Source organism: Eleftheria terrae (genome assembly GCF_030419005.1).
Taxonomy (GTDB): domain Bacteria; phylum Pseudomonadota; class Gammaproteobacteria; order Burkholderiales; family Burkholderiaceae_C; genus Caldimonas; species Caldimonas terrae.
Genome location: NZ_CP106951.1, coordinates 5,181,475 through 5,200,543, shown reverse-complemented (window position 1 = coordinate 5,200,543; position 19,069 = coordinate 5,181,475). Strand labels below are relative to the sequence as shown.

The window sequence follows — 19,069 nt, the reverse complement described above, 5'->3', positions numbered from 1 at the left end:
GGGGCAGGCAGCGCGCACCGCGCGCCCCCGGTCCTCTCCTGCCTTGCCCGGCAGCTCGCTGGCCACCAGGGCGGGCTTTCACTTCCAGCTGTCCGTGGTGGTGGCGGAGCCGCCGGCCGACGGGGTGGTCAGCAGGCGGTTGCTGCCGCTCTCCCAGGTGACGTTGCCGGTGGCATCCTTCTTGATGTACTTGTACTCGACGCGGCTGTTCGCCGGCATTGCCACCGTGGCGCGCCAGCTGTCGGTGCCGCTGCGCGCCAGCGCGATCGCGGCGGCCGGGCTCCAGTTGGCCAGGCTCGACTGGTTGCCCACCAGGTAGACCGACTGCCCCGACGCCGTGCCGGCACTCACCTGGAAAGTCTGGCTCGCCGAGCCACCGCCGTCCACGCGGGCGCCGATGTGGATGGCCGCCGCACCATTGGGCGGCGCAGTCAGCGTCACATTGCCGCCGCCGTCCACCGTGGCGACGGTGCCGCTGCAGTGGCCGTTGCTGTAGTCACCCGAGATGACGTCGCAGTACTGGCCGGCCGGCAGGCTGGTCTTGAAGCTGCGCGTCAGCGCCCCGCCTTCCTTGTTGATGACGACAAAGCCGGCATTGCCGCGACCGAAGGCGATCTGGTTGTTGCCGTTGTCCCACCAGTCGGTCACCGTCCAGTTGGCCAGCGTCGCGTTGCGGAAACCCACCATGTTGCCAATGCCGCGCCAGCGGTGCTCGCACACCCAGCCGCCCACGCTCTGGTTGAAGCACGCCGGGCTGGGCACGCCGCCATCCCACGGCCCCCTGGTGGCGCCGTCGCCATAGTGGGGCGGGCCGAAGCTCGTGTCGTAGGTGCTGCTGCGGTTGAAGGCATAGCTCGACATCAGGGCCGGATAGCCGTATGGCCAGGCCAGCATGAAGATGTTGGCCAGGTCGTAGGTGGCGCCGTAGTGGTAGGTGATGTAGCTGCCCCCGCCGGCGTGGCCGCGCTGCTTGTCGTGGTTGTCGACAAAGGCCACCGCCTTGCTGCTGGGCATCAGGCCCCAGCTCTCGCCGAAGCTGCGCAGGTCGGCCAGCCGGCCGCCGTTGAACTTGCCATAGAGCTGCTTGCCATAGCCGAACTCGGTGATGTTCACCTGGCTGCCGCTGAGCCCGTAGTAGTGGTGGGGCTGCACCGCCTCGCCGGCCGCGCCGATCACTTCGAGGAACCAGTAGGGCTGGTTGCCGCCGGCACGCGCGTTGACGTTGTCGATGATGGCGGTCAGGTCGGCCGGGCTGATGTGCTTGGCCGCATCGATGCGAAAGCCCTTCACGCCGAGCGTGACCATCTCGACCAGGTAGTCGCTGATCTTGCCGCGTACATAGCTGCTGCCGGTGTTCAGGTCCTGCAGGTAGGAGAGCTCGCAGTTCTGCACATTGTCCGCATTGTTGTAGTCGTTGATCGCGCAGACCGGCGAATGGAAGTCGTTGGGGCCATACAGGCCGGGGAAGTCGTGGTAGCGCCAGCCGCGCCCGGCACTCGAGGTGCCGCTGCCGCTGGCCATGTGGTTGATCACCGCATCGACATAGATGCCCACGCCTGCGGCCTTGCAGCGCTGCACCATGTCGACGAACTCTGCCCGCGTGCCGCTGCGGCTGCGGTCCAGGTTGTAGCTCACGGTCTGGTAGCGCATCCACCAGGGATAGGGTGCGCCGTCGCCGTTGGTGATCCAGGCATGCTCGGTCGGTGGCGAGACCTGCACCGCGGCGAAGCCCTTGGGCCCGAGGTAGCTTTCGCATTCCCTGGCCACGTCGGTCCATTTCCATTCGAAGAGCTGGACGAAGGCGGTGCGGGCGCTGGACTGGGCCTGCGCGGGGCCGGCGGCCCAGGGGGCGGCGCCGAGGGCGCCCGCCGCGGCCAGCGCAAAGGCGGTGCGGCGCAGGGTGGAGAAGAAGCGATGGGGGCGAGCGCGCCCCTGCGCGGTGGCGCAAGGCGAATGGAACATGGACGGTGTCTCCTGCTGTAGGGGGGTCGGGACGCGAGGTCGTGGCGCCTCTGTCCGCTGGGGTCCCTAGGGACCGAGGCACAGATTAGTCACCGCCCCTGCCTGATGCACCTGTTGGCGCGATTACCTGATGCATGTTGTGTAAGTAGCATCCTGGGCATCGCGCCGGCCCCGGCAGCGCCCGGCGCGGCGGCGCCGTAGTTTCCGCGCAGCTCAGGGTCAACCCCGAGCCCTGGCGGGACCGATCCGTGGTGCACGACGGACCAGGCCGTGCCATGGGCAAGCCATCTCGGGAGGGAGGACATGCCAAGAGGCGGGCGGCCGGGAGCGGCCGCCGGTGGGCCGTTCAGCCCTGCGGCGCACGGCCGGCAATGCGCGGCGTGTCCACTCGCACATCGCCGCACTGGGCGCGGTGGCGCAGCGCGTGATCCATCAGCACCAGGGCCAGCATCGCTTCCGCGATGGGCGTGGCGCGGATGCCGACGCAGGGGTCGTGGCGGCCGAAGGTCTCGACCGTCGCGCTCTGGCCGGCCAGGTCGATCGATTCACGCGGCGAGCGGATGGAGCTGGTCGGCTTGATGGCCAGCGAGACGGTGATGTCCTGACCGGTGCTGATGCCGCCCAGCACCCCGCCGGCGTTGTTGCTGCGAAAGCCGTCCGGGCTCAGCGCGTCGCCGTGCTCGGTGCCCTTCTGCGCCACGCTGGCGAAGCCCGCGCCAACCTCCACGCCCTTCACCGCGTTGATGCCCATCATCGCGTAGGCGATGTCGGCATCGAGCTTGTCGAACAGCGGCTCGCCCAGGCCGACCGGCACCCGGCGCGCCTCGACGTAGATGCGCGCGCCCACCGAATCGCCGGCCTTGCGCAGCGCGTCCATGTAATCCTCCAGCTGCGGCACCATGGTGGCATTGGCGGCAAAGAAGGGGTTCTCGCCGACATGCTCCCAGCCTTCGAAGGGAATGGCCAGCTCGCCGAGCTGGGTCATGCAGCCCTGCAGCTCGGTGCCGTACTGCTGCTTGAGCCATTTGCGCGCCACTGCACCGGCACCCACCATGGGCGCGGTCAGCCGCGCGGACGAGCGGCCGCCGCCGCGGGGGTCGCGGATGCCGTACTTGTGCCAGTAGGTGTAGTCGGCATGGCCGGGCCGGAAGGTCTGCAGGATGTTGCCGTAGTCCTTGCTGCGCTGGTCGGTGTTGCGGATCAGCAGGCAGATGGGGGTGCCGGTGGTGCGGCCTTCGTGCACGCCGGAGAGGATCTCGACCGCATCGGGCTCGTTGCGCTGCGTGACATGGCGCGAGGTGCCGGGACGGCGGCGGTCCAGCTCGGGCTGGATGTCGGCCTCCGACAGCTCCATGCCGGGAGGGCAGCCGTCGATCACGCAACCGATGGCCGGACCGTGCGATTCGCCGAAGTTGGTGACGCGGAACAGGAGGCCGAAGGTGCTGCCGGACATGGGGAGGAGACGACGGTAGGGCCCGCGTCGCACCCGTGCGGGGGCGCCAGGCGAGCAGGTTGCGGAAGCCGCCGATTCTACGCGCCGTCCGTGGCCCGGGCGGCAGGCCACCGCCCGGCGCCTGCCCCTGGCAAAGCGGGCCCCGCAGGGCCCGCTTCGGTCGGCCGCGTCCGCGCGGCTGCCAACGCCTGCCGCGCAGCCGGGGACGCCAGGATCAGAGTGTCTGCACCGGCTCGCCGCCGTCGGCGCCCGGCCAGTCGCGGATGTAGGCCTTGAGCATGCGGTTCTCGAAGTCCTGGCTGTCGACCACCGCCTTGGCCACGTCGTAGAACGAGATCACGCCCATCAGCGTGCGCTGGTTCATCACCGGCATGTAGCGCGCATGGCGGCCGAGCATCATGCGGCGCACTTCGTCGATCTCGGTTTCCAGCGTGCAGGTGAGCGGCGCGTTGTCCATCACCGTGCGCACGATCGTCTGGCCCACCGCGCCGCCGTTGCGCACGACGGCCTGGATGACTTCGCGAAAGGTCAGCATGCCGACCAGGTCCCCGTGCTCCATCACCACCAGCGAGCCGATGTCGCGCTCGGCCATCGCCTTCAACGCCTCGGCCAGCGGCTGGTCCGGCGAGACGGTATACAAGGTGCCGCCTTTCACGCGAAGGATGTCACTGACTTTCATGAGAGGTTCTCCTAACTTCCGGCGCCGCCTGCGCTCGACGTGGTGCGGTCGGGCCGACGTCCCAATATAGCCCACAATGTCCGCCGCGGACCCGGCCGTAACGGCTGGTACCAATCCGCACCCGCCGGGGACTGTCATATCAAGAATGCGACCGTCTGCCGGCCCCACCACAGGAGACGCCATGCCCGGCTACAACGATCCCGGCTTCGACACCCTTGCGCTGCACGCAGGCAGCGCCCCCGACCCCGCCACCGGCGCACGCGCCGTGCCGCTCTACCTGAGCACTTCCTTCGTCTTCGAGGACAGCGACCATGCGGCGGCGCTGTTCAACATGGAGCGCGCGGGGCACGTCTACTCGCGCCTGTCCAACCCCACCACCGCGGTGCTGGAGCAGCGCATGGCGGCCCTCGAAGGCGGCATCGGCGCCATTGCCACCGCCAGCGGCCAGGCCGCGCTGCACCTGGCGGTGTCGACGCTGATGGGCGCCGGCTCGCACATCGTCGCCAGTGCCGCGCTCTATGGCGGCTCGCACAACCTGCTGCACTACACGCTGGCGCGCTTCGGCATCGAGACCACCTTCGTGCCGCCCGGCGACCTGGCCGCCTGGCGCGCGGCCGTGCGGCCCAACACGCGGCTGTTCTTCGGCGAAAGCCTGGGCAACCCGGGACTCGACGTGCTCGACATCCCGGCCGTCAGCGCGCTGGCCCACGAGCACGGCCTGCCGCTGCTGGTGGACGCCACCTTCACGCCGCCCTGCCTGCTGCGCCCCTTCGATCACGGCGCCGACCTGGTGATGCATTCGGCCACCAAGTTCCTCTCGGGCCACGGCACGGTGGTGGGCGGGCTGCTGGTGGACAGCGGCCGCTTCGACTGGGAAGGCTCCGGCCGCTTCCCGGAGCTGAGCGCGCCGTATGCAGGGTTCCACGACATGGTGTTCAGCGAGGAAAGCACGGTGGGCGCCTTCCTGCTGCGGGCGCGCCGCGAAGGCCTGCGCGACTTCGGTGCCTGCATGAGCCCGCACACCGCCTGGCTGGTGCTGCAGGGCATCGAGACCCTGTCGATGCGGATGGAGCGGCATGTGGCCAACACGCGCCGGGTGGTCGAGTTCCTGGCGGGCCACGCCATGGTGGAGCAGGTCGGCTATCCCGAGCTGCCCGGCCATCCGGGGCATGCGCTGGCCCAGCGGCTGCTGCCGCACGGCTGCGGCTCGGTGTTCAGCTTCTCCATCAAGGGCCGGCGCGCGCAGGGCCGCGCGTTCATCGAGGCGCTGAAGGTGTTCTCGCACCTGGCCAACGTGGGCGACTGCCGCTCGCTGGTGATCCATCCGGCCTCCACCACCCATTCGCGCATGGATGCCGAGGCGCTGGCGCAGGCCGGCATTGGCGAAGGCACCATCCGCCTGTCCATCGGGCTGGAGAGCCCGGACGACCTGATCGACGACCTGGCCCGCGCGCTGAAGGCGGCCGAGAAGGCAGGAGGTGCACGATGAAATGGCTCGTCGACGGCCGCGAGGCCTACGCCTACACCGGCGGCCAGCCCTTCGATGCGGCCCGCCCCTGTGTCGTGATGATCCACGGCGCGCTCAATGACCACAGTGTCTGGGCCCTGCAGAGCCGCTGGCTGGCGCATCACGGCCATGCGGTGCTGGCAGTGGACCTGCCCGGCCATGGCCGCAGCGCCGGCCCTGCCCTGCCCGACGTGCCGTCCCTCGCCCGCTGGGTGCTCGCCCTGCTGGAGGCCGCCGGCGTGCAGCGCGCCGCCGTGGTGGGCCACAGCATGGGCTCGCTGGTGGCGCTCGAGGCGGCGGCCGCACTCGGCGAGCGGGCCACCGGCCTCTCGATGGTGGGCACCGCGTATCCGATGAAGGTCTCGCCCGCGATGCTCGACACCGCCCTGCAGGCGCCGCAGCGCGCCATCGGCCAGGTGGTGGCCTTCTCGCACTCCGCGCTTGCGGGGCCGCTGCCGGGCACTTGGCTGCAGGGCAGCAGCCGGGCGCTGATGCAGCGGCTGCAGGACAGGTACGCAGCCGCCCATGACGGCGCCAACCTGTTCCACCACGACTTCGGCGTGTGCGACCGCTATGACGGCGCCGAGGCTGCCGCCACCCGCGTGCGCTGCCCCGTGCAACTGGTGCTGGGCAGCCGGGACCAGATGACCTCGCCGAAGGCCACCGCCTCGCTGGTGCAATGGCTGAAGCCCCAGGTGGTACAGCTGCCGGCCGGCCATGCGCTGATGGCCGAGGCACCGGACGGCGTGCTGCGGGCCCTGCGCTCCCTGCTTGCTGCGGGCGCCTGAGCCGCGCGCACCTGCCCGGCGGGCCGGCGACGCCGGAAGCGGCGCCCCGGCCCGGGAAGCAAGCGCTACCCGGCCTTCTTCCAGCGCCACAAGCCCAGGCCCACGCAGGCCAGCAGCAGCGCGCCCAGGCCGGCCGCCTCGGCGGCCACCTCGGGCAGCCGGGCGCCCAGCTGGTTCAGCGCAATGAAGCCCTGGATGCCCGGTGTCGAGGGCACCAGCCAGCGCAAGGCCAGCAAGGGCTCGGGCAGCGCCTCCAGCGGCCACGACAGGCCGGACAGGAACATCAGCGGCATGGCGGCGCACAGCAGCAGCTGGGCGCTCCGCTCGCGGGTGCGGAACCAGCTGCCCAGCAGCATGCCGAAAGCCGCCACCGCCAGTCCGAACAGCGGCACGAACAGCGCCAGGCCGAGTGGATTGCCGCCGCGCGGATAGTCTTGCCACCACATCACGAAGCCGAAGTAGTAGGCGCTGTTGATCACCGCCACCGAGGCGAACGCGAACAGCATGCCGAAGTAGCCCGGCAGGTCGCGCCGCACCGGGAAACCGCCCCGCTCGACCCAGGAGCCGAACATCAGCGTGATGGCCAGCAGCAGCGTCTGCTGCACGATGAGCACCGCCACGCCGGGCACCACGTAGGCGCCGTAGCCCTCCCGCACGTTGAACAGCGCCACCGCATTGAAGCCGAGCGGCTGGCGCTGCGCCAGTGCCTGGGCCGGGGACGGCGATGCCGCCGACAGCCGTTTCACCTCGATGCCGGCCGAGACCGTGCCGACCGCCTCGGCCAGGCCATTGAGCACCGCCTTGTTCAGCATCATGTAGACCCCGTTGCCGGCAATCTCGACCTCCGCCTGCCGGCCGCTCAGCACCTTGCCCTGCAGGCCGGCGGGAATGAACAGCGTGCCGGCGATCTGGTTGCGCCACAGCAGGTCCTGCGCCTCACGCAGGTCGGGCGTCACGGCGACCACGTTCACCGAGGGATGGGCTTGGGCAAAGCGGGTGAGCTGGCGGGACAGCGCACTGTGGTCCTGGTCCACCACCGCCACCGGCACCCGCTGCACGCTTTCCCGCGCATAGGGCAAGGGATAGAAGAAGGAGTACACCAGGCCACCGGCGAACAGCAACATCAGTGCGCCGGTATCACCCAGCATGGCGCGCCAGGTGGCGAGGAAGGCGGCGCCACCGGCGCGCAGCGCGTTCACGTGCGCCCCCAGGCCGCCGGCGACAGCGCGCGCCGCTTCAACAGCCAGCCCCCTGCCAGGCCGGCAGCGAGCGTGAAGCCGGCCAGCACCAGCAGGTCACCCACGCCGTAGGCCCAGGGCGCGCCGGCCAGCCAGTGGCGGCTCTGCAGCTGCAGGTAGTGCGTCAGCGGCAAGGCCTCGGCCCAGCCACGGGCCAGCGGCGGCATGGCCATCAGCGGAAAGCCCTGGCCCGAGAAGGCGAAGGCCGGCGCGGTAACGAAGGCGGCCATCGACAAGGCGGTCCGCAAGGCCAGCGTGGCGGCGATCATCAGGGTGCCCACGGCGAGGTAGGCCGTCACCAACAGCAGCACCCCCACCAGCAGCGCGGCCGCACTGCCCTCGACGGCCCAGCCGCGCACCTGGCTGAAGAACAGCACGAACAGCAGGCCGTGCAGCGTGAAGGCCAGCGCCGGGATGGCCAGCTTGCCGGCCAGCGCGGTGCCCCAGCGCTGGCCGGCCGCGGCCAGCCACTGCGGCACGCTGCCGGCCTTCAGCTCGCGGCCGATGGCCGTGACTGCCGCCAGGGTGATGAAGATCTGCAGCATCGACGGAATCACCGCCAGCGCCAGGAAGGCCTCGTAGTTGGCGTTCTCGTTGTAGAGGCTCACCAGCCGGAGCCGGATCGGCTCGAACTGCTGGCGGGCCTGCACCACCGAGGCGCCGCGCTTCTCGCGCGCAGTGAGCTCGGCCCCGGCCGACAGGGTAGAGACCACCGTGCGCACGTCACGCGTCAGGCCGCCCACATGGGCCGAGAACTGGCCGTTGTAGAACCACTGCACGCTCGCGGCGCGCCCGGTCAGCAGCTGCTGCTGCAGCTGGCGCGGCACCAGCAGCACCCCATAGGCCCGGCGCTCGCGCAGCCATTGCAGCGCCTCCGCCTCGCTGGCGGGCTGGCCGACCACTGCAATGCCAGGCGCCTGCTCCAGCATGCGCACCAATGAGCGCGACAGCGCGCTGCGGTCGTGGTCGACGACCACGACGGGCACGTCCCGCGCGATGCCGGCGGAGAAGATCCACCATGTCAGCGCGCACACCAGCAGCGGGATCCAGCCAAGCATGGCGAGGTCCCAGGCGTCGGCCCGCAGCCGCTGCCACTCGCGCCGCAGCACCGCGGCAAAGCCGCGGGCCACCGGCGCCTGGGTTTCGCTGAGCGTCACGCGTGGGGTCTCGCTGGCCATCGGCACCGCCTCATGGTGCCGGGAAGACCACGCTCATGCCCGGCCGCAGCGCCGCCACCGGCTGCAGCGGGCGCAAGCGGATCTCGAAGGTGCGCAGGTCGGTGCCGCCCGGCCGGGCCGCCCGCCAGGTGGCGAAGTCCGGCAGCACGGCCACCGAGCTGACCCGGAAGCGCACGGGTTGCCCGAGCGCCGGCACGGTGCCGGTGTGCTCGCTGCCGGTGGTGTAGGCGGACATCTCGTCCTCCCGCACCTGCAGCACCGCCCACACGTCGTCCAGGTTCACCAGCGTCACCACCGGGAACCCCTGGGGCGCCAGCTCGCCCGGCTGGATCTGGATCTTGCTGACTTCGCCGGCCACCGGCGCCTTCAACCGCGTCTCGGCCAGCGCGACCTCGGCCTCGCTCAGCACGCCACCCACCTGGCGGGCCTGCGCCTGCGCCGCCTGCTTGTCTTCGGTGCGGGCGCCCTTGCGGGCCATCTCGTACTGTGCCTGGGCGGCGCGCGCCTGCTGTGCGGCGGCGCGCCACTGCGCCTCGGCCTCGTCGCGCTTCTGCCGCGCCAGCACGCCCTCGTCGTACATGGCCTGCACGCGCTTGTAGGTGGTCTCGGCGATGTTGGCGGCGGTGACGGCCCGCTCCCAGCTGTAGCGGGCCATCTCCACCTCCTCGGGCCGCGCACCGGCGCCGGCCTTGGCCGCCACCGCCTGGGCCGCCTCCTGGGCGGCGCGTGCCTGGGCCACCTTGGCCTGCACCTCGGGGCTGTCGAGTTCGAACACCAGGTCGCCCGCCTTCACCTTCTGCCCCAGCTGCACGTGCAGCTTGCTGACCCGGCCGGGCACCTTGGCGGACAGGTTCACTTCCTGCGCATCGATCTGCCCCTGCAACGGCAGCCGCTGCGGTGCAAAGGCCCGGCTCAGCCCCCAGCCCAGGAAGGCGAGCACGGCCAGGCCCAGGATGGCCGGCACGAGACGGTTCTTGCTTGTCATGTCATTCGGCTTCGAGTGGAAGGACGATGTCGGCCGTGGCGGCCAGCTCGGGCAGGCGCTGCGGCTGCCCGCTCGCCTCCAGCAGCCGGGCCAGCGCCATCACGTATTCATACGCGGCCTGCGTGCGCTCGATCTCGGCCTTGGCCAGGCGCAGCCGCGCATCGGTCACGTCCACCGAGGTGGACTGGCCCTGCTGGAAGGAGGCGGTCTGCAGGCGCAGGTCCTCCTGGCTCAGTTCGAGCGTGGATCCCATCGACAGGAATTGCACCCGGGCCTGCTCCATGGCCCGCCACTGCTTCTCGATCAACGTGGGGATGTCGCGGCCAGCCTGCTCGGCGGTGACTTCCACCCGCTGCTGCTCGAGCCGGGCAGCTTCCCGTGTCTTGGCCTTGTCGATGCGCCCGACCAGCGGCATGCTCATCATCACGCCGAAGAACCAGTTGGGTTCGACCGCCTTGTCCTTGCCGTGGTTCAGGTTGTAGTTGGCCACGGCCAGCACCGTCGGCGCATGCTCGCTGCCCTGCAGCCGCAGCGCCTGTGCCGCCTGCTCGCGCTTGCTGTCGATTTTCTTCCAGGCCGGATGGTGGGCCAGCCCGGCGTCGACGAAGGACTGCAGCGCGCCCACCGGCTGCCGGTGCACGAACAGCGGGGTGGTCGGGCGCACCGGCTGCGGCGACGCCAGCAGCCGGTCCAGCGCGACACGCGCAATCTCCAGGTCGCTGCGGGCCTTGGCCTCGTCGCGGCGGGCACCGTCGAGCGCAACATCGGCGCGCAGCCGCTCGGCACGGGCAATGAGGCCGCCCTGCTCGAGCCGGGTGGCCATGCGGTGGTGCTCGGCAATGCCCGCGGTGGCCTCGCTGCGCACCCGCGCCGCTCGCTGCGCCAGCTGCACCGCGAAGTAGCGCTGCGCCACCAGGGCCGCCTCCTTGTCTTGTGCATCCAGGCGCTCGGCCTCGGCCTCCTGGGCGCGCCCGCCTGCCAAGCCCTGCACGGCCTGCAGCCGGCCACCGGTGTACAGCGGCCAGCTGGCGCCGAGGCCCAGCGAGGTGATGTCCACCACGCGCTCGGTGCGCCAGCGGTTCGGCACGGGCGGCAGGTCCGGCCCGGGCAGCACCGGACCGACGCCCCCCAGCACCGGATTCACCGCACCGGCCACGCGCGAAAGGTCCAGGTCGAAGCTGGTCTTGACCCGGCCGGCAAAGCCGGTCAGGTTGAGCGCCGGGCCGTCCAGGCGCTCCAGTGCCTGGGCCTGCAGCTGCTTGGCTTCTGCATCCAGCCGGGCCCCCTGCACCTGGCCCGAGACGCGCCAGGCCAGTTGCAAGGCCTCATCGAAGGCCAGCGGCCGCCCGGGCGGCACGGCCGCCGTCTGGGCCGCCACGGCGGTGGCGCCGAACAACAGCAGGCTGGCCAGCGCCGCACGGCGATGCTTCTGATCTGCCAGGACTCTTGAACAAGGCCAGGATCCGGTCGGAAACGGGGGAAGCACAGGTCGCATGGTTCTTGTTTGCCGCGGGAGAACGGCCATTGTGGCGGCCAACCGCCAGGCGAAGGCTTCAAGGTGTTGGCGGCGTGGCGGCCTCGCCGCAGCCGCTGAGGTAGCCGCTTCAATGAGGCGGCCGCGGCCGGTGCTCAAGCGTCGCGGGCGCCCGTGTGCGGGGCACGCGGATCGTTGCGGCCCGAATCGCTCGCATAGATGTCCCACACCGCGATGAACATGGCCGCGATCACGGGCCCGATGACAAAGCCGTTGATGCCAAAGATCACCATGCCGCCGAGCGTGGCGATCATCACCACGTAGTCCGGCATCTTGGTGTCCTTGCCCACCAGCACCGGCCGCAGCACGTTGTCCACCAGGCCGATCACCAGCACGCCGTAGGCGACCAGGGCTGCGCCCTGCCACAGCGACCCCGTGGCCAGAAAGTAGATGGCCACCGGCAGCCACACCAGCGCCGCGCCCACCGCCGGCAGCAGCGACAGGAAAGCCATCAGCACCGCCCAGAACACCGCGCCGCTGATGCCCAGGAAGGCGAACGCCAGGCCGCCCAGCGCCCCCTGGGTGGCGGCCACCACCACGTTGCCCTTGACGGTGGCCCGGATGACGGTGGTGAACTTCGTGAACAGCTGCTGCTTGTGCTCGGCCGCCAGCGGCACTGCGCGGCCGATGCGCCGCGACAGTGCGCCGCCGTCGCGAATCAGGAAGAAGGCCAGGTAGAGCGTGATGAAGAAGCTCACCACCAGGTCGAAGGTGTCCTGCCCGATGCTGAAGATGCGCGTGGCGATGGCCTGGCTGCCTTGAGCGAGGCCGGCGGTGATGCGGCGCTGCAGCGCGCCGATGTCGCCCAGGTTGAAGCGGTTGAGCAGGTCGGTGATCCAGCTTGGCAGCGAGGCGAAGACGCGCTCGAAGTAGGCGGCGAAGTTCAGCTCGCCGGACTGGATGCGCTGGTAGATGGCCGCGCCTTCCTGCGCCATCGAGGCCGACAGCAGGAACAGCGGCAGGATCACGATCACCACCACCAGCGACAGCGTGGCGAGCGCCGCCAGCGTCGGCCGCTGCCGCATGCGGGGCAGCAGCCGGCGGTACACCGGCGCGAACAGGATGGCGATGATGGCGCCCCACAGCACCGCGCCGTAGAAGGGTCGCAAGATCCAGGCGAAGGCCAGCGAGACCACGGCCAGCAGCAGCAGGAAGGCCTTGTTCTCAGTGACCGGCGGATGGTCGGGACCGGGGGAATGCGGGTATGCCATGGGGCGTCGGGTTTCGTGTGAACAGGTGCACATGTTAGAGCGCCGCTGGCGTCTTCCCCCTCAGACCGGGGGCGGGCTGCCTGAGCCGCGGGCCGGCGCAGGCAGGCGACTTTACAATTTGCAAACAATACGCAACACCGATCGCTTGATCGCGCGAGGGATTTCTATGTCCGTTCATCGCCGGCCGCAGTCCTGCGCGCGTTCGCCCCTGTGCTTGTTCTCGTTGGCTTGTCCGCCTGTGGCGGCGGTGGCAGTGGCGCCGACCTGGAAGTGGATTTCAACTACGAGTCGACCTCCGTCGAGGTACTGCAGTCGCTGACGCTGTCGCCTCGACTGCATGGCCTGGAAGGCCACTCGCCGCGGTGCAAGGTGGTCGGCGGCCGCCTGCCTCCCGGCATGCAGCTGGACCGCGGCAACTGCCGGGTGCATGGCACGCCGACCGAAGCCGGCCACTACACCGCCGACGTCGAGCTGACGGTGTCGGACTACCAGGGCGAGGTCTGGGCGCGGGTGAACCTCAACGTCGACGGCTACCGCCTGCAGCATTCGGTGCCGAGCGGCTTCGTGACCTGGGGCCTGCCGTATGAGTCGCGCACCGAGCTGGCGGGCTACACCGCCGTGCCGGGCGACATCGTGACCTACAGCGTGGAAGGCGCGCTGCCCGCCGGCCTGGCCATCCACCCGGCGACCGGTGTCATCTCGGGCGTGCCAGGCGAGGTCGGCACGTTCGGGCCGCGCATCGCGGTCACCGTGCAGCGCAATGGCAGCACCACGAAGGCAGCGACCGCCCTGTTGCGGGAGATCACCGTGTCGCCGCCCACCTTCCACTACACGACGCTGGACAGCGCACCCAACTGGCCAATGACGTCCTGGCCGGTATGGGGTGACTTCGCCACCGAATCGAGCTTCAGCTATGCACTCGCCGAAGTGCAGGGCTGCCCTGCTGCGCTGCCCCCGGGCCTGGCGCTGAACGGGCAGACCGGCGTCATCTCGGGTGTCCCCACCTTGGCCGACATGTCGTGCACGGGCATCGTCGCCACGATCACCCGCCAAGGGCGGACACTGCAGGTGCGGCAAGTTCTGACGTTCACGATCCTGTGACGCTCACCGGGTTCAACCGCCGCCCCTGTGCGGCGGCGACACGGGCCCAGGCCCGGTGTGCCGCGCCTCACGGCCTCAACAAATCCGCCAGGCTCATGCGCGCAAAACCTGCCCGCTCCCAGAAGCCGCGCAGCGTCGGCGAGGGGTCGAGCAGCAGCTCGGCCAACAGCGGTTGTGCCGTGGTGCGCTCCGGCTCGGCCAGCAGCACATAGCGCGCGCCAGCCGGTGACTGCTCCTCCAGCCGCGCCACCCAGTCGAGTGCGATCAAGGTCTCCAGCACCGGCTCGATCTGCAGCGGGTCGGTGCGCAGCCGCTCGGCCAGCGTGGCGGCAGACACCCCGTGGTAGTCCTGTGCACGGGCCTCGTGCAGCTCGCGCAGCATCGTCACCGCCAGGTGGAAGCGGTGGCCCGGCGTGGACGGCCGGCGCACCACCTGCATCTGCAGGCTGGGCGCATAGGCCGCCACCACCGCGCCCAGCAGCACGATGACCCAGCCAAAATAGACCCAGACGAGGAAGATCGGCACCGTGGCAAAGGTGCCGTAGACGGCTGAATAGGTCGGCACCACCCGCACATACCAGGCCAGCAGGCTCTTGGCCAGCTCGAAGCCGATGGCCACGAACAGGCCACCGGCCCAGGCATGCGTCCAGCGCACATGCGTGTTGGGCACGAAGCGGAACAGCGCCGCGATGGCGCCGGCGAAGAGGCTGAACTCCAGCACGTTGAGCAGGAAGCTGACGCCGCCCGGCAAGGCATTCACCAGCCCGCGCGAGGTGCTCAGTGCATACGAGGTCATGCTCAGGCTCACGCCCAGCAGCAGCGGGCCGAGCGTGGCGGCGGCCCAGTAGATCAGCACCCGGTGGGCGATCGGGCGGGCCTTGCGCACGCGCCAGATGGCATTGAGCGTGCGGTCGATCGTCAGCAGCAGCGCCAGCGCCGTGAACACCAGGATGACCAGGCCCAGGCTGCCCAGCCGGTTGCTGTTGTTGGCGAACTGGGTCAGCGCCTTGAGCACCGGCTTGGCAATGGTGTCCGGGATCAGGCTCTGGACGAAGTACTTCTCCAGCGAGGTCTGGAAGCGCGCGAAGATCGGAAAGGCCGTGAAGATGGCCAGCGTGACCGTGAAGAAGGGCACCAGCGCAATGATGGTGGTGAAGGTCAGGCTGCTGGCGGTCAGGCCCAGGCGGTCTTCTCTGAAGCGCTGGCGCAGCGTCTTGAGCGTCTCCATCCAGGGCCAGTCGTGCAGGGTCTGCACCGCCCTGCCGAGCTGCTCGCGCCACGGTCGGCGCAGTCCCAGGGGAAAATTCATGGCCGGTATCATGCCATCGATGAATCGAAGCACCGTCCCCGACACCACCCGTGCCCTCGCCGTCGCAAGCCTGCTCGCGCTCATCGTGCTCGGGCTGGGCTGGGAGCTGTGGTGGGCCCCGGTGCGTCCGGGCGGCTCGCTGCTCGCGCTCAAGGTCCTGCCCCTGACGCTGCCGCTGGCCGGCCTGCTCAAGCGCCGCATGTACACCTATCGCTGGGTCAGCCTGTTCGTGTGGCTCTACGTCGCCGAAGGCGCGGTACGCGCCACCAGCGACCGCGGCACCAGCGCCGTGCTGGCCGCCGTGCAGGTGCTGCTGTGCCTGCTGCTGTTCACCGCCTGCGCGCTGCATGTGCGCTGGCGCCTGCGCCAGGCCAAGCGCTCCGGCCTCGCCTCCCCTTCCACGGAAACCCCATGATGTCCAAGCCTGCCCTGCTCGACGCGCTGCGCGCGGCCGTCGGCCCGAACAACCTGCTGGTCGACGGCGACCTCTCGGCCTGGGAGCTCGACTGGCGCAAGCGCTATCGCGGCAAGGCGCTCGCCGTGGTGCGCCCCGGCAGCACCGCCGAGGTCGCCGCCGTCGTGCAGGCCTGCGCGGCGCACGGCGCCAGCCTGGTGCCGCAGGGCGGCAACACCGGTCTGGTGGGCGGCTCGGTGCCCGACCAGAGCGGCACCCAGGTGCTGTTGAGCCTGCAGCGGCTGAACCGCATCCGCGAGATCGATCCGGCCAACCTCACGATGACGGTGGAAGCCGGCTGCGTGCTGCAGGTGGTGCAGGAGGCGGCCGCCGCGCAAGGCCTGCTGTTCCCGCTCAGCCTGGCGGCCGAAGGCAGCTGCACCATCGGCGGCAACCTGGCCACCAATGCCGGCGGCACCCAGGTGCTGCGCTACGGCAATGCCCGCGAGCTGTGCCTGGGCCTCGAAGTGGTGACGGCCCAGGGCGAGACCTGGGACGGGCTGTCGGGCCTGCGCAAGGACAACACCGGCTACGACCTGCGCGACCTCTACATCGGCAGTGAAGGCACGCTGGGCATCATCACCGCCGCCACACTGAAGCTCTACCCGCAGCCGGCCGGCCGCGTCACCGCGCTGGCCGCCCTGCCCTCGCTGCAGCATGCGGTGTCGCTGCTGCAGTTGGCGCAGGCCCGGCTGGGCGCCGGGCTGACCGGCTTCGAGGTGATGGGCGAGTTCGCGCTGCAGCTGGTGGCCAAGCACTTCCCCCAGCTGGCCCGGCCGCTGGGCCCGTCGCCATGGATGGTGCTGCTGGAGCAGTCGGACACCGAGAGCGAGGCGCACGCCCGGGCCCTGTTCGAGAGCATGCTGGAGACGGCGCTGGAGCAGGAGCTGATCACCGACGCGGCCATTGCCGAAAGCATCGAGCAATCGCGCGGGCTGTGGCACCTGCGCGAGTCCATCCCGCTGGCGCAGGCCGAGGAAGGCCTGAACATCAAGCACGACATCTCGGTGCCGGTGTCGCGCATCCCGGCCTTCGTGGCCGAGGCCGACGCGCTGGTCACTCAACGCTTTCCCGGCGCCCGGCTGGTCAACTTCGGCCACCTGGGCGACGGCAACCTGCACTACAACGTGCAGGCGCCGGCCGGTGCCGCGGCGGCCGACTTCCTGCGCGAGCACGAAGCCGCCGTCAACGAGGCGGTGTACGACGCGGTGGTGGCCCATGGCGGCTCGATCTCGGCCGAACACGGCATCGGCGCCCTCAAGCGCGAGGAGCTGAACCGTCGCAAGTCGCCAGTGGCGCTGTCGCTGATGCGCACCATCAAGCGCGCGCTCGACCCGGAGCTGCGGCTGAACCCCGGCCGCACGATCGACGCCTGAATGGGCCCGGCCTGACGGGCATCAAGCACCCGCGCGGCCGATCGGATGCTCCGGGAGGCCACCGATGTGTTTGGCGGTATATTGCGCGCTGCCTTACCACTTCCCCAGGCTGCGCATGTCCCGCTTCCTTGCCCGCATTGCTGCCGGCGCGCTCCTTGTTCTCGGCGCCACCGGCCTGTCGCAGGCGGCCGAGCTCACCGTGAGCGCCGCATCGAGCCTGACCCAGGCTTTCAAGGACATCGCCGCGGCCTACGAGGCGCAGCATCCCGGGACCCGGGTGCTGCTGAACTTCGGTGCCTCCGGTGCGCTGCTACAGCAGATCGCCAAGGGCGCGCCGGTGGACGTCTTCGCCAGCGCCGACCAGCAGACCATGGACCAGGCCGAACGCCAGCAACTGCTCCAGCCCGGCCTGCGCCGCAATTTCGTTCGCAACGCCTTGGTGGTGATCGTGCCGCAGCAGGCAGCGGTGCAGCCGAAGTCGCTGCCGGACTTGCGGCAGCCCGGCATCGCGCGGGTGGCCGTCGGCACGCCGGCCAGTGTGCCAGTGGGCCGCTACACCCAGGCGGTGCTGGACAAGGCCGGCCTGTGGAGCGCGATCGGGGCCAAGGCCGTCAATGCTGCCTCGGTGCGCCAGGCGCTCGACTATGTGGCGCGTGGCGAAGCCGATGCCGGCTTCGTCTATGCAACCGACGCGGCACTGATGCCGGACAAGGTGCGCGTCGCCTTCGCGGTGCCGACCGAGACGCCGGTGCTCTACCCGATTGCACCGCTGGCGGGCAGCACCCAACCGGACGAGGCCAGCCGGTTCGTCTCCTTCGTGCTGTCGCCGCCGGCCCAGGCCATCCTCGTGAAGTACGGCTTCGCGCGGCCCTGAGCGACGGCACGGTCACCCGGATGGACGCGGCATGGATTGCCCTCGGCCTGTCGCTGAAGGTCGCAACCTGGGCTACCGCACTGGCCGCCGTGCTGGGCGTGGCCGCCGGCTATGCGCTGTCGCGCTGGCGCTTCTTCGGCCGCGAGCTGCTCGATGCGGTGCTGCTGCTGCCCATGGTGCTGCCCCCCACCGTGCTGGGCTACTACCTGCTGGTGCTCATCGGCCGCCACGGCGCGCTGGGCCGCTGGCTGGAGCAGGCGCTGGGCATCCGGCTCATCTTCACCTGGCAGGGCGCGGTGATCGCCGCCACGGTGGTGGCCTTCCCCTTTGTCTGCAAGTCGGCGCGGGCCGCCTTCGAGAACGTCGATGCGCAGTACGAGCAGGCGGCCCGCGTGCTCGGCTGCTCGGAGGTCGGCATCTTCTTTCGCGTCAGCCTGCCGTTGGCGTGGCGCGGCATCCTGGCCGGCGTGCTGCTGGCCTTCGCCCGGGCGCTGGGCGAATTCGGTGCCACGCTGATGGTGGCCGGCAGCATTCCGGGCCGCACCCAGACGCTGTCCATCGCGGTGTTCGAGGCGGTGCAGGCCGGGCAGGACGAGGTGGCTCACCTGCTGGTGGCCATCACCTCGCTGACCTGCGTGGCGGTGCTGCTGCTGGCCAGCCGGCTGGCGCCGCCCCGGGTGCAGGACCGGTGAGGCAACATCGATGAGCTGGGATGTGGCCGTTCGCAAGCAGCTCGGGCAGGGCGCGCAGCGCTTCGCGCTCGATGTGGCATTCCGCAGCGAGGCCCGGCGCCTGGTGCTGTTCGGCCGCTCGGGCGCCGGCAAGACGCTGACGCTCAAGGCGATGGCCGGGCTGATGCGGCCGGACAGCGGCCATGTGCGCATCGGCGGCCGCACGCTGGCGGACCTGGAGGCGGGCCTGTGGCTGCCACCGCAGCGCCGCGAGGTCGCCTACCTGTTCCAGGAATATGCCCTCTTCCCGCACCTCAGCGTGGCGCAGAACGTCGCCTTCGGCCTGCATCGCGGCTGGCGCAATCCGCCCCGGCAGTGCCGGCATCCGGCGGTGCAGCGCTGGCTGACAACGCTGGAGCTGGACGGCCTGGCGCAGCGTTATCCGCATGAGCTCTCCGGCGGCCAGCGGCAACGCGCCGCGCTGGCCCGCGCCCTGGTGGCCGAGCCCCGTGCGCTGCTGCTGGACGAGCCCTTCGCCGCCCTCGATGCGCAGCTGCGCCGCAAGCTGCGCGACGAATTGTCGGCCCTGCAACGCGAACTGGACCTGCCGATGGTGCTGATCACCCACGACCCGGCCGATGTCGACGCCTTCGCCGACGAGGTGCTGCACATCGACGCCGGACGCGCCGTCGCAGCCCTGCCGGGGCGCGATCCCTTCCACGCCTGTTGATTCCCGACGCCGCCGGGCC

At 70.5% G+C, this 19,069-nt stretch carries 17 protein-coding genes; 8 read left to right on the top strand and 9 right to left on the bottom strand.

Features of this window, described 5'->3' with window-relative positions; genetic code table 11:
* Nucleotides 1-78: 78 nt before the first annotated feature.
* The 3 genes from N7L95_RS23400 to N7L95_RS23390 form a co-directional block, all read right to left on the bottom strand.
* Nucleotides 79-1,962 carry a carbohydrate-binding module family 20 domain-containing protein gene (locus N7L95_RS23400; RefSeq protein ID WP_301257650.1) on the bottom strand — a complete coding sequence of 628 codons (1,884 nt, stop codon included), beginning with the start codon at nt 1,960-1,962 and terminating at the stop codon, nt 79-81.
* A 346-nt stretch (nt 1,963-2,308) separates the two neighbouring features.
* The gene (aroC, locus tag N7L95_RS23395) at nt 2,309-3,415 is read right to left on the bottom strand and encodes a chorismate synthase (protein ID WP_301257649.1); all 1,107 of its coding nucleotides are present in this window, start codon (nt 3,413-3,415) and stop codon (nt 2,309-2,311) included.
* A gap of 214 nt (nt 3,416-3,629) precedes the next feature.
* Complete coding sequence (locus N7L95_RS23390) at nt 3,630-4,094, bottom strand: CBS domain-containing protein (protein WP_301257648.1); 465 nt, start codon at nt 4,092-4,094, stop codon at nt 3,630-3,632.
* 181 nt (nt 4,095-4,275) lie between these two features.
* On the opposite strand from N7L95_RS23390, the gene N7L95_RS23385 reads away from it, so the two are divergent.
* Both N7L95_RS23385 and N7L95_RS23380 read left to right on the top strand, forming a co-directional pair.
* Nucleotides 4,276-5,583, top strand: a complete 1,308-nt coding sequence (locus tag N7L95_RS23385; protein ID WP_301257647.1) for an O-acetylhomoserine aminocarboxypropyltransferase — start codon at nt 4,276-4,278, stop codon at nt 5,581-5,583.
* Nucleotides 5,580-6,389 carry an alpha/beta fold hydrolase gene (locus N7L95_RS23380; RefSeq protein ID WP_301257646.1) on the top strand — a complete coding sequence of 270 codons (810 nt, stop codon included), beginning with the start codon at nt 5,580-5,582 and terminating at the stop codon, nt 6,387-6,389. The genes N7L95_RS23385 and N7L95_RS23380 overlap by 4 nt, the downstream gene beginning before the upstream one ends.
* Nucleotides 6,390-6,454: 65 nt before the next feature.
* On the opposite strand, the gene N7L95_RS23375 is transcribed toward N7L95_RS23380, so the two are convergent.
* From N7L95_RS23375 to N7L95_RS23355, 5 genes are all read right to left on the bottom strand, one after another.
* Complete coding sequence (locus N7L95_RS23375) at nt 6,455-7,588, bottom strand: ABC transporter permease (protein ID WP_301257645.1); 1,134 nt, start codon at nt 7,586-7,588, stop codon at nt 6,455-6,457.
* Nucleotides 7,585-8,805, bottom strand: coding sequence for an ABC transporter permease (locus N7L95_RS23370; RefSeq protein WP_301257644.1), 1,221 nt, complete (start codon nt 8,803-8,805; stop codon nt 7,585-7,587). The genes N7L95_RS23375 and N7L95_RS23370 overlap by 4 nt, the downstream gene beginning before the upstream one ends.
* A gap of 10 nt (nt 8,806-8,815) precedes the next feature.
* Nucleotides 8,816-9,790 (bottom strand): HlyD family secretion protein, encoded by a 975-nt coding sequence (locus N7L95_RS23365; protein WP_301257643.1) that lies wholly within the window; start codon nt 9,788-9,790, stop codon nt 8,816-8,818.
* Nucleotide 9,791: 1 nt separating this feature from the next.
* Nucleotides 9,792-11,186 (bottom strand): TolC family protein, encoded by a 1,395-nt coding sequence (locus tag N7L95_RS23360; RefSeq protein ID WP_301257642.1) that lies wholly within the window; start codon nt 11,184-11,186, stop codon nt 9,792-9,794.
* 233 nt (nt 11,187-11,419) lie between these two features.
* On the bottom strand, nt 11,420-12,535 hold the full coding sequence (locus N7L95_RS23355; protein WP_301257641.1) for an AI-2E family transporter: 1,116 nt from the start codon (nt 12,533-12,535) through the stop codon (nt 11,420-11,422).
* A 228-nt stretch (nt 12,536-12,763) separates the two neighbouring features.
* Between N7L95_RS23355 and N7L95_RS23350 the strand changes: the two genes are divergently transcribed.
* A complete protein-coding gene (locus N7L95_RS23350; RefSeq protein WP_301257640.1) occupies nt 12,764-13,636 on the top strand; it encodes a putative Ig domain-containing protein in 873 nt (290 codons plus the stop codon).
* Nucleotides 13,637-13,703: 67 nt separating this feature from the next.
* Here the strand turns inward: N7L95_RS23350 and N7L95_RS23345 are convergent, their stop codons facing one another.
* A complete protein-coding gene (locus tag N7L95_RS23345) occupies nt 13,704-14,945 on the bottom strand; it encodes a YihY family inner membrane protein (protein WP_301257639.1) in 1,242 nt (413 codons plus the stop codon).
* A gap of 19 nt (nt 14,946-14,964) precedes the next feature.
* Here N7L95_RS23345 and N7L95_RS23340 point away from each other — a divergent pair, with 19 nt between their 5' ends.
* The 5 genes from N7L95_RS23340 (at nt 14,965) to N7L95_RS23320 (ending at nt 19,050) form a co-directional block, all read left to right on the top strand.
* Nucleotides 14,965-15,360: a DUF2069 domain-containing protein gene (locus tag N7L95_RS23340; protein ID WP_301257638.1), complete on the top strand. Its 396-nt coding sequence runs from the start codon at nt 14,965-14,967 to the stop codon at nt 15,358-15,360.
* A complete protein-coding gene (locus N7L95_RS23335; protein ID WP_301257637.1) occupies nt 15,357-16,775 on the top strand; it encodes an FAD-binding oxidoreductase in 1,419 nt (472 codons plus the stop codon). The genes N7L95_RS23340 and N7L95_RS23335 overlap by 4 nt, the downstream gene beginning before the upstream one ends.
* Nucleotides 16,776-16,890: 115 nt before the next feature.
* Entirely contained in the window at nt 16,891-17,649 is a 759-nt protein-coding gene (gene modA / locus N7L95_RS23330) for a molybdate ABC transporter substrate-binding protein (RefSeq protein WP_301257635.1), read from the top strand.
* Nucleotides 17,650-17,669: 20 nt separating this feature from the next.
* Nucleotides 17,670-18,341, top strand: a complete 672-nt coding sequence (modB, locus tag N7L95_RS23325; protein ID WP_301257634.1) for a molybdate ABC transporter permease subunit — start codon at nt 17,670-17,672, stop codon at nt 18,339-18,341.
* A gap of 10 nt (nt 18,342-18,351) precedes the next feature.
* Nucleotides 18,352-19,050, top strand: coding sequence for an ABC transporter ATP-binding protein (locus tag N7L95_RS23320; RefSeq protein WP_301257633.1), 699 nt, complete (start codon nt 18,352-18,354; stop codon nt 19,048-19,050).
* The last annotated feature ends 19 nt before the right edge of the window (nt 19,051-19,069 follow it).

Coding starts and splice junctions, on each gene's coding strand:
- N7L95_RS23370 (WP_301257644.1), bottom strand. CDS start 8,805: ATGGCCAGCGAGACCCCACGCGTGACGCTCAGCGAAACCCAGGCGCCG.
- N7L95_RS23400 (WP_301257650.1), bottom strand. CDS start 1,962: ATGTTCCATTCGCCTTGCGCCACCGCGCAGGGGCGCGCTCGCCCCCAT.
- N7L95_RS23345 (WP_301257639.1), bottom strand. CDS start 14,945: ATGAATTTTCCCCTGGGACTGCGCCGACCGTGGCGCGAGCAGCTCGGC.
- N7L95_RS23380 (WP_301257646.1), top strand. CDS start 5,580: ATGAAATGGCTCGTCGACGGCCGCGAGGCCTACGCCTACACCGGCGGC.
- N7L95_RS23340 (WP_301257638.1), top strand. CDS start 14,965: ATGAATCGAAGCACCGTCCCCGACACCACCCGTGCCCTCGCCGTCGCA.
- N7L95_RS23335 (WP_301257637.1), top strand. CDS start 15,357: ATGATGTCCAAGCCTGCCCTGCTCGACGCGCTGCGCGCGGCCGTCGGC.
- N7L95_RS23355 (WP_301257641.1), bottom strand. CDS start 12,535: ATGGCATACCCGCATTCCCCCGGTCCCGACCATCCGCCGGTCACTGAG.
- N7L95_RS23365 (WP_301257643.1), bottom strand. CDS start 9,790: ATGACAAGCAAGAACCGTCTCGTGCCGGCCATCCTGGGCCTGGCCGTG.
- N7L95_RS23385 (WP_301257647.1), top strand. CDS start 4,276: ATGCCCGGCTACAACGATCCCGGCTTCGACACCCTTGCGCTGCACGCA.
- modB (WP_301257634.1), top strand. CDS start 17,670: ATGGACGCGGCATGGATTGCCCTCGGCCTGTCGCTGAAGGTCGCAACC.
- aroC (WP_301257649.1), bottom strand. CDS start 3,415: ATGTCCGGCAGCACCTTCGGCCTCCTGTTCCGCGTCACCAACTTCGGC.
- N7L95_RS23390 (WP_301257648.1), bottom strand. CDS start 4,094: ATGAAAGTCAGTGACATCCTTCGCGTGAAAGGCGGCACCTTGTATACC.
- modA (WP_301257635.1), top strand. CDS start 16,891: ATGTCCCGCTTCCTTGCCCGCATTGCTGCCGGCGCGCTCCTTGTTCTC.
- N7L95_RS23320 (WP_301257633.1), top strand. CDS start 18,352: ATGAGCTGGGATGTGGCCGTTCGCAAGCAGCTCGGGCAGGGCGCGCAG.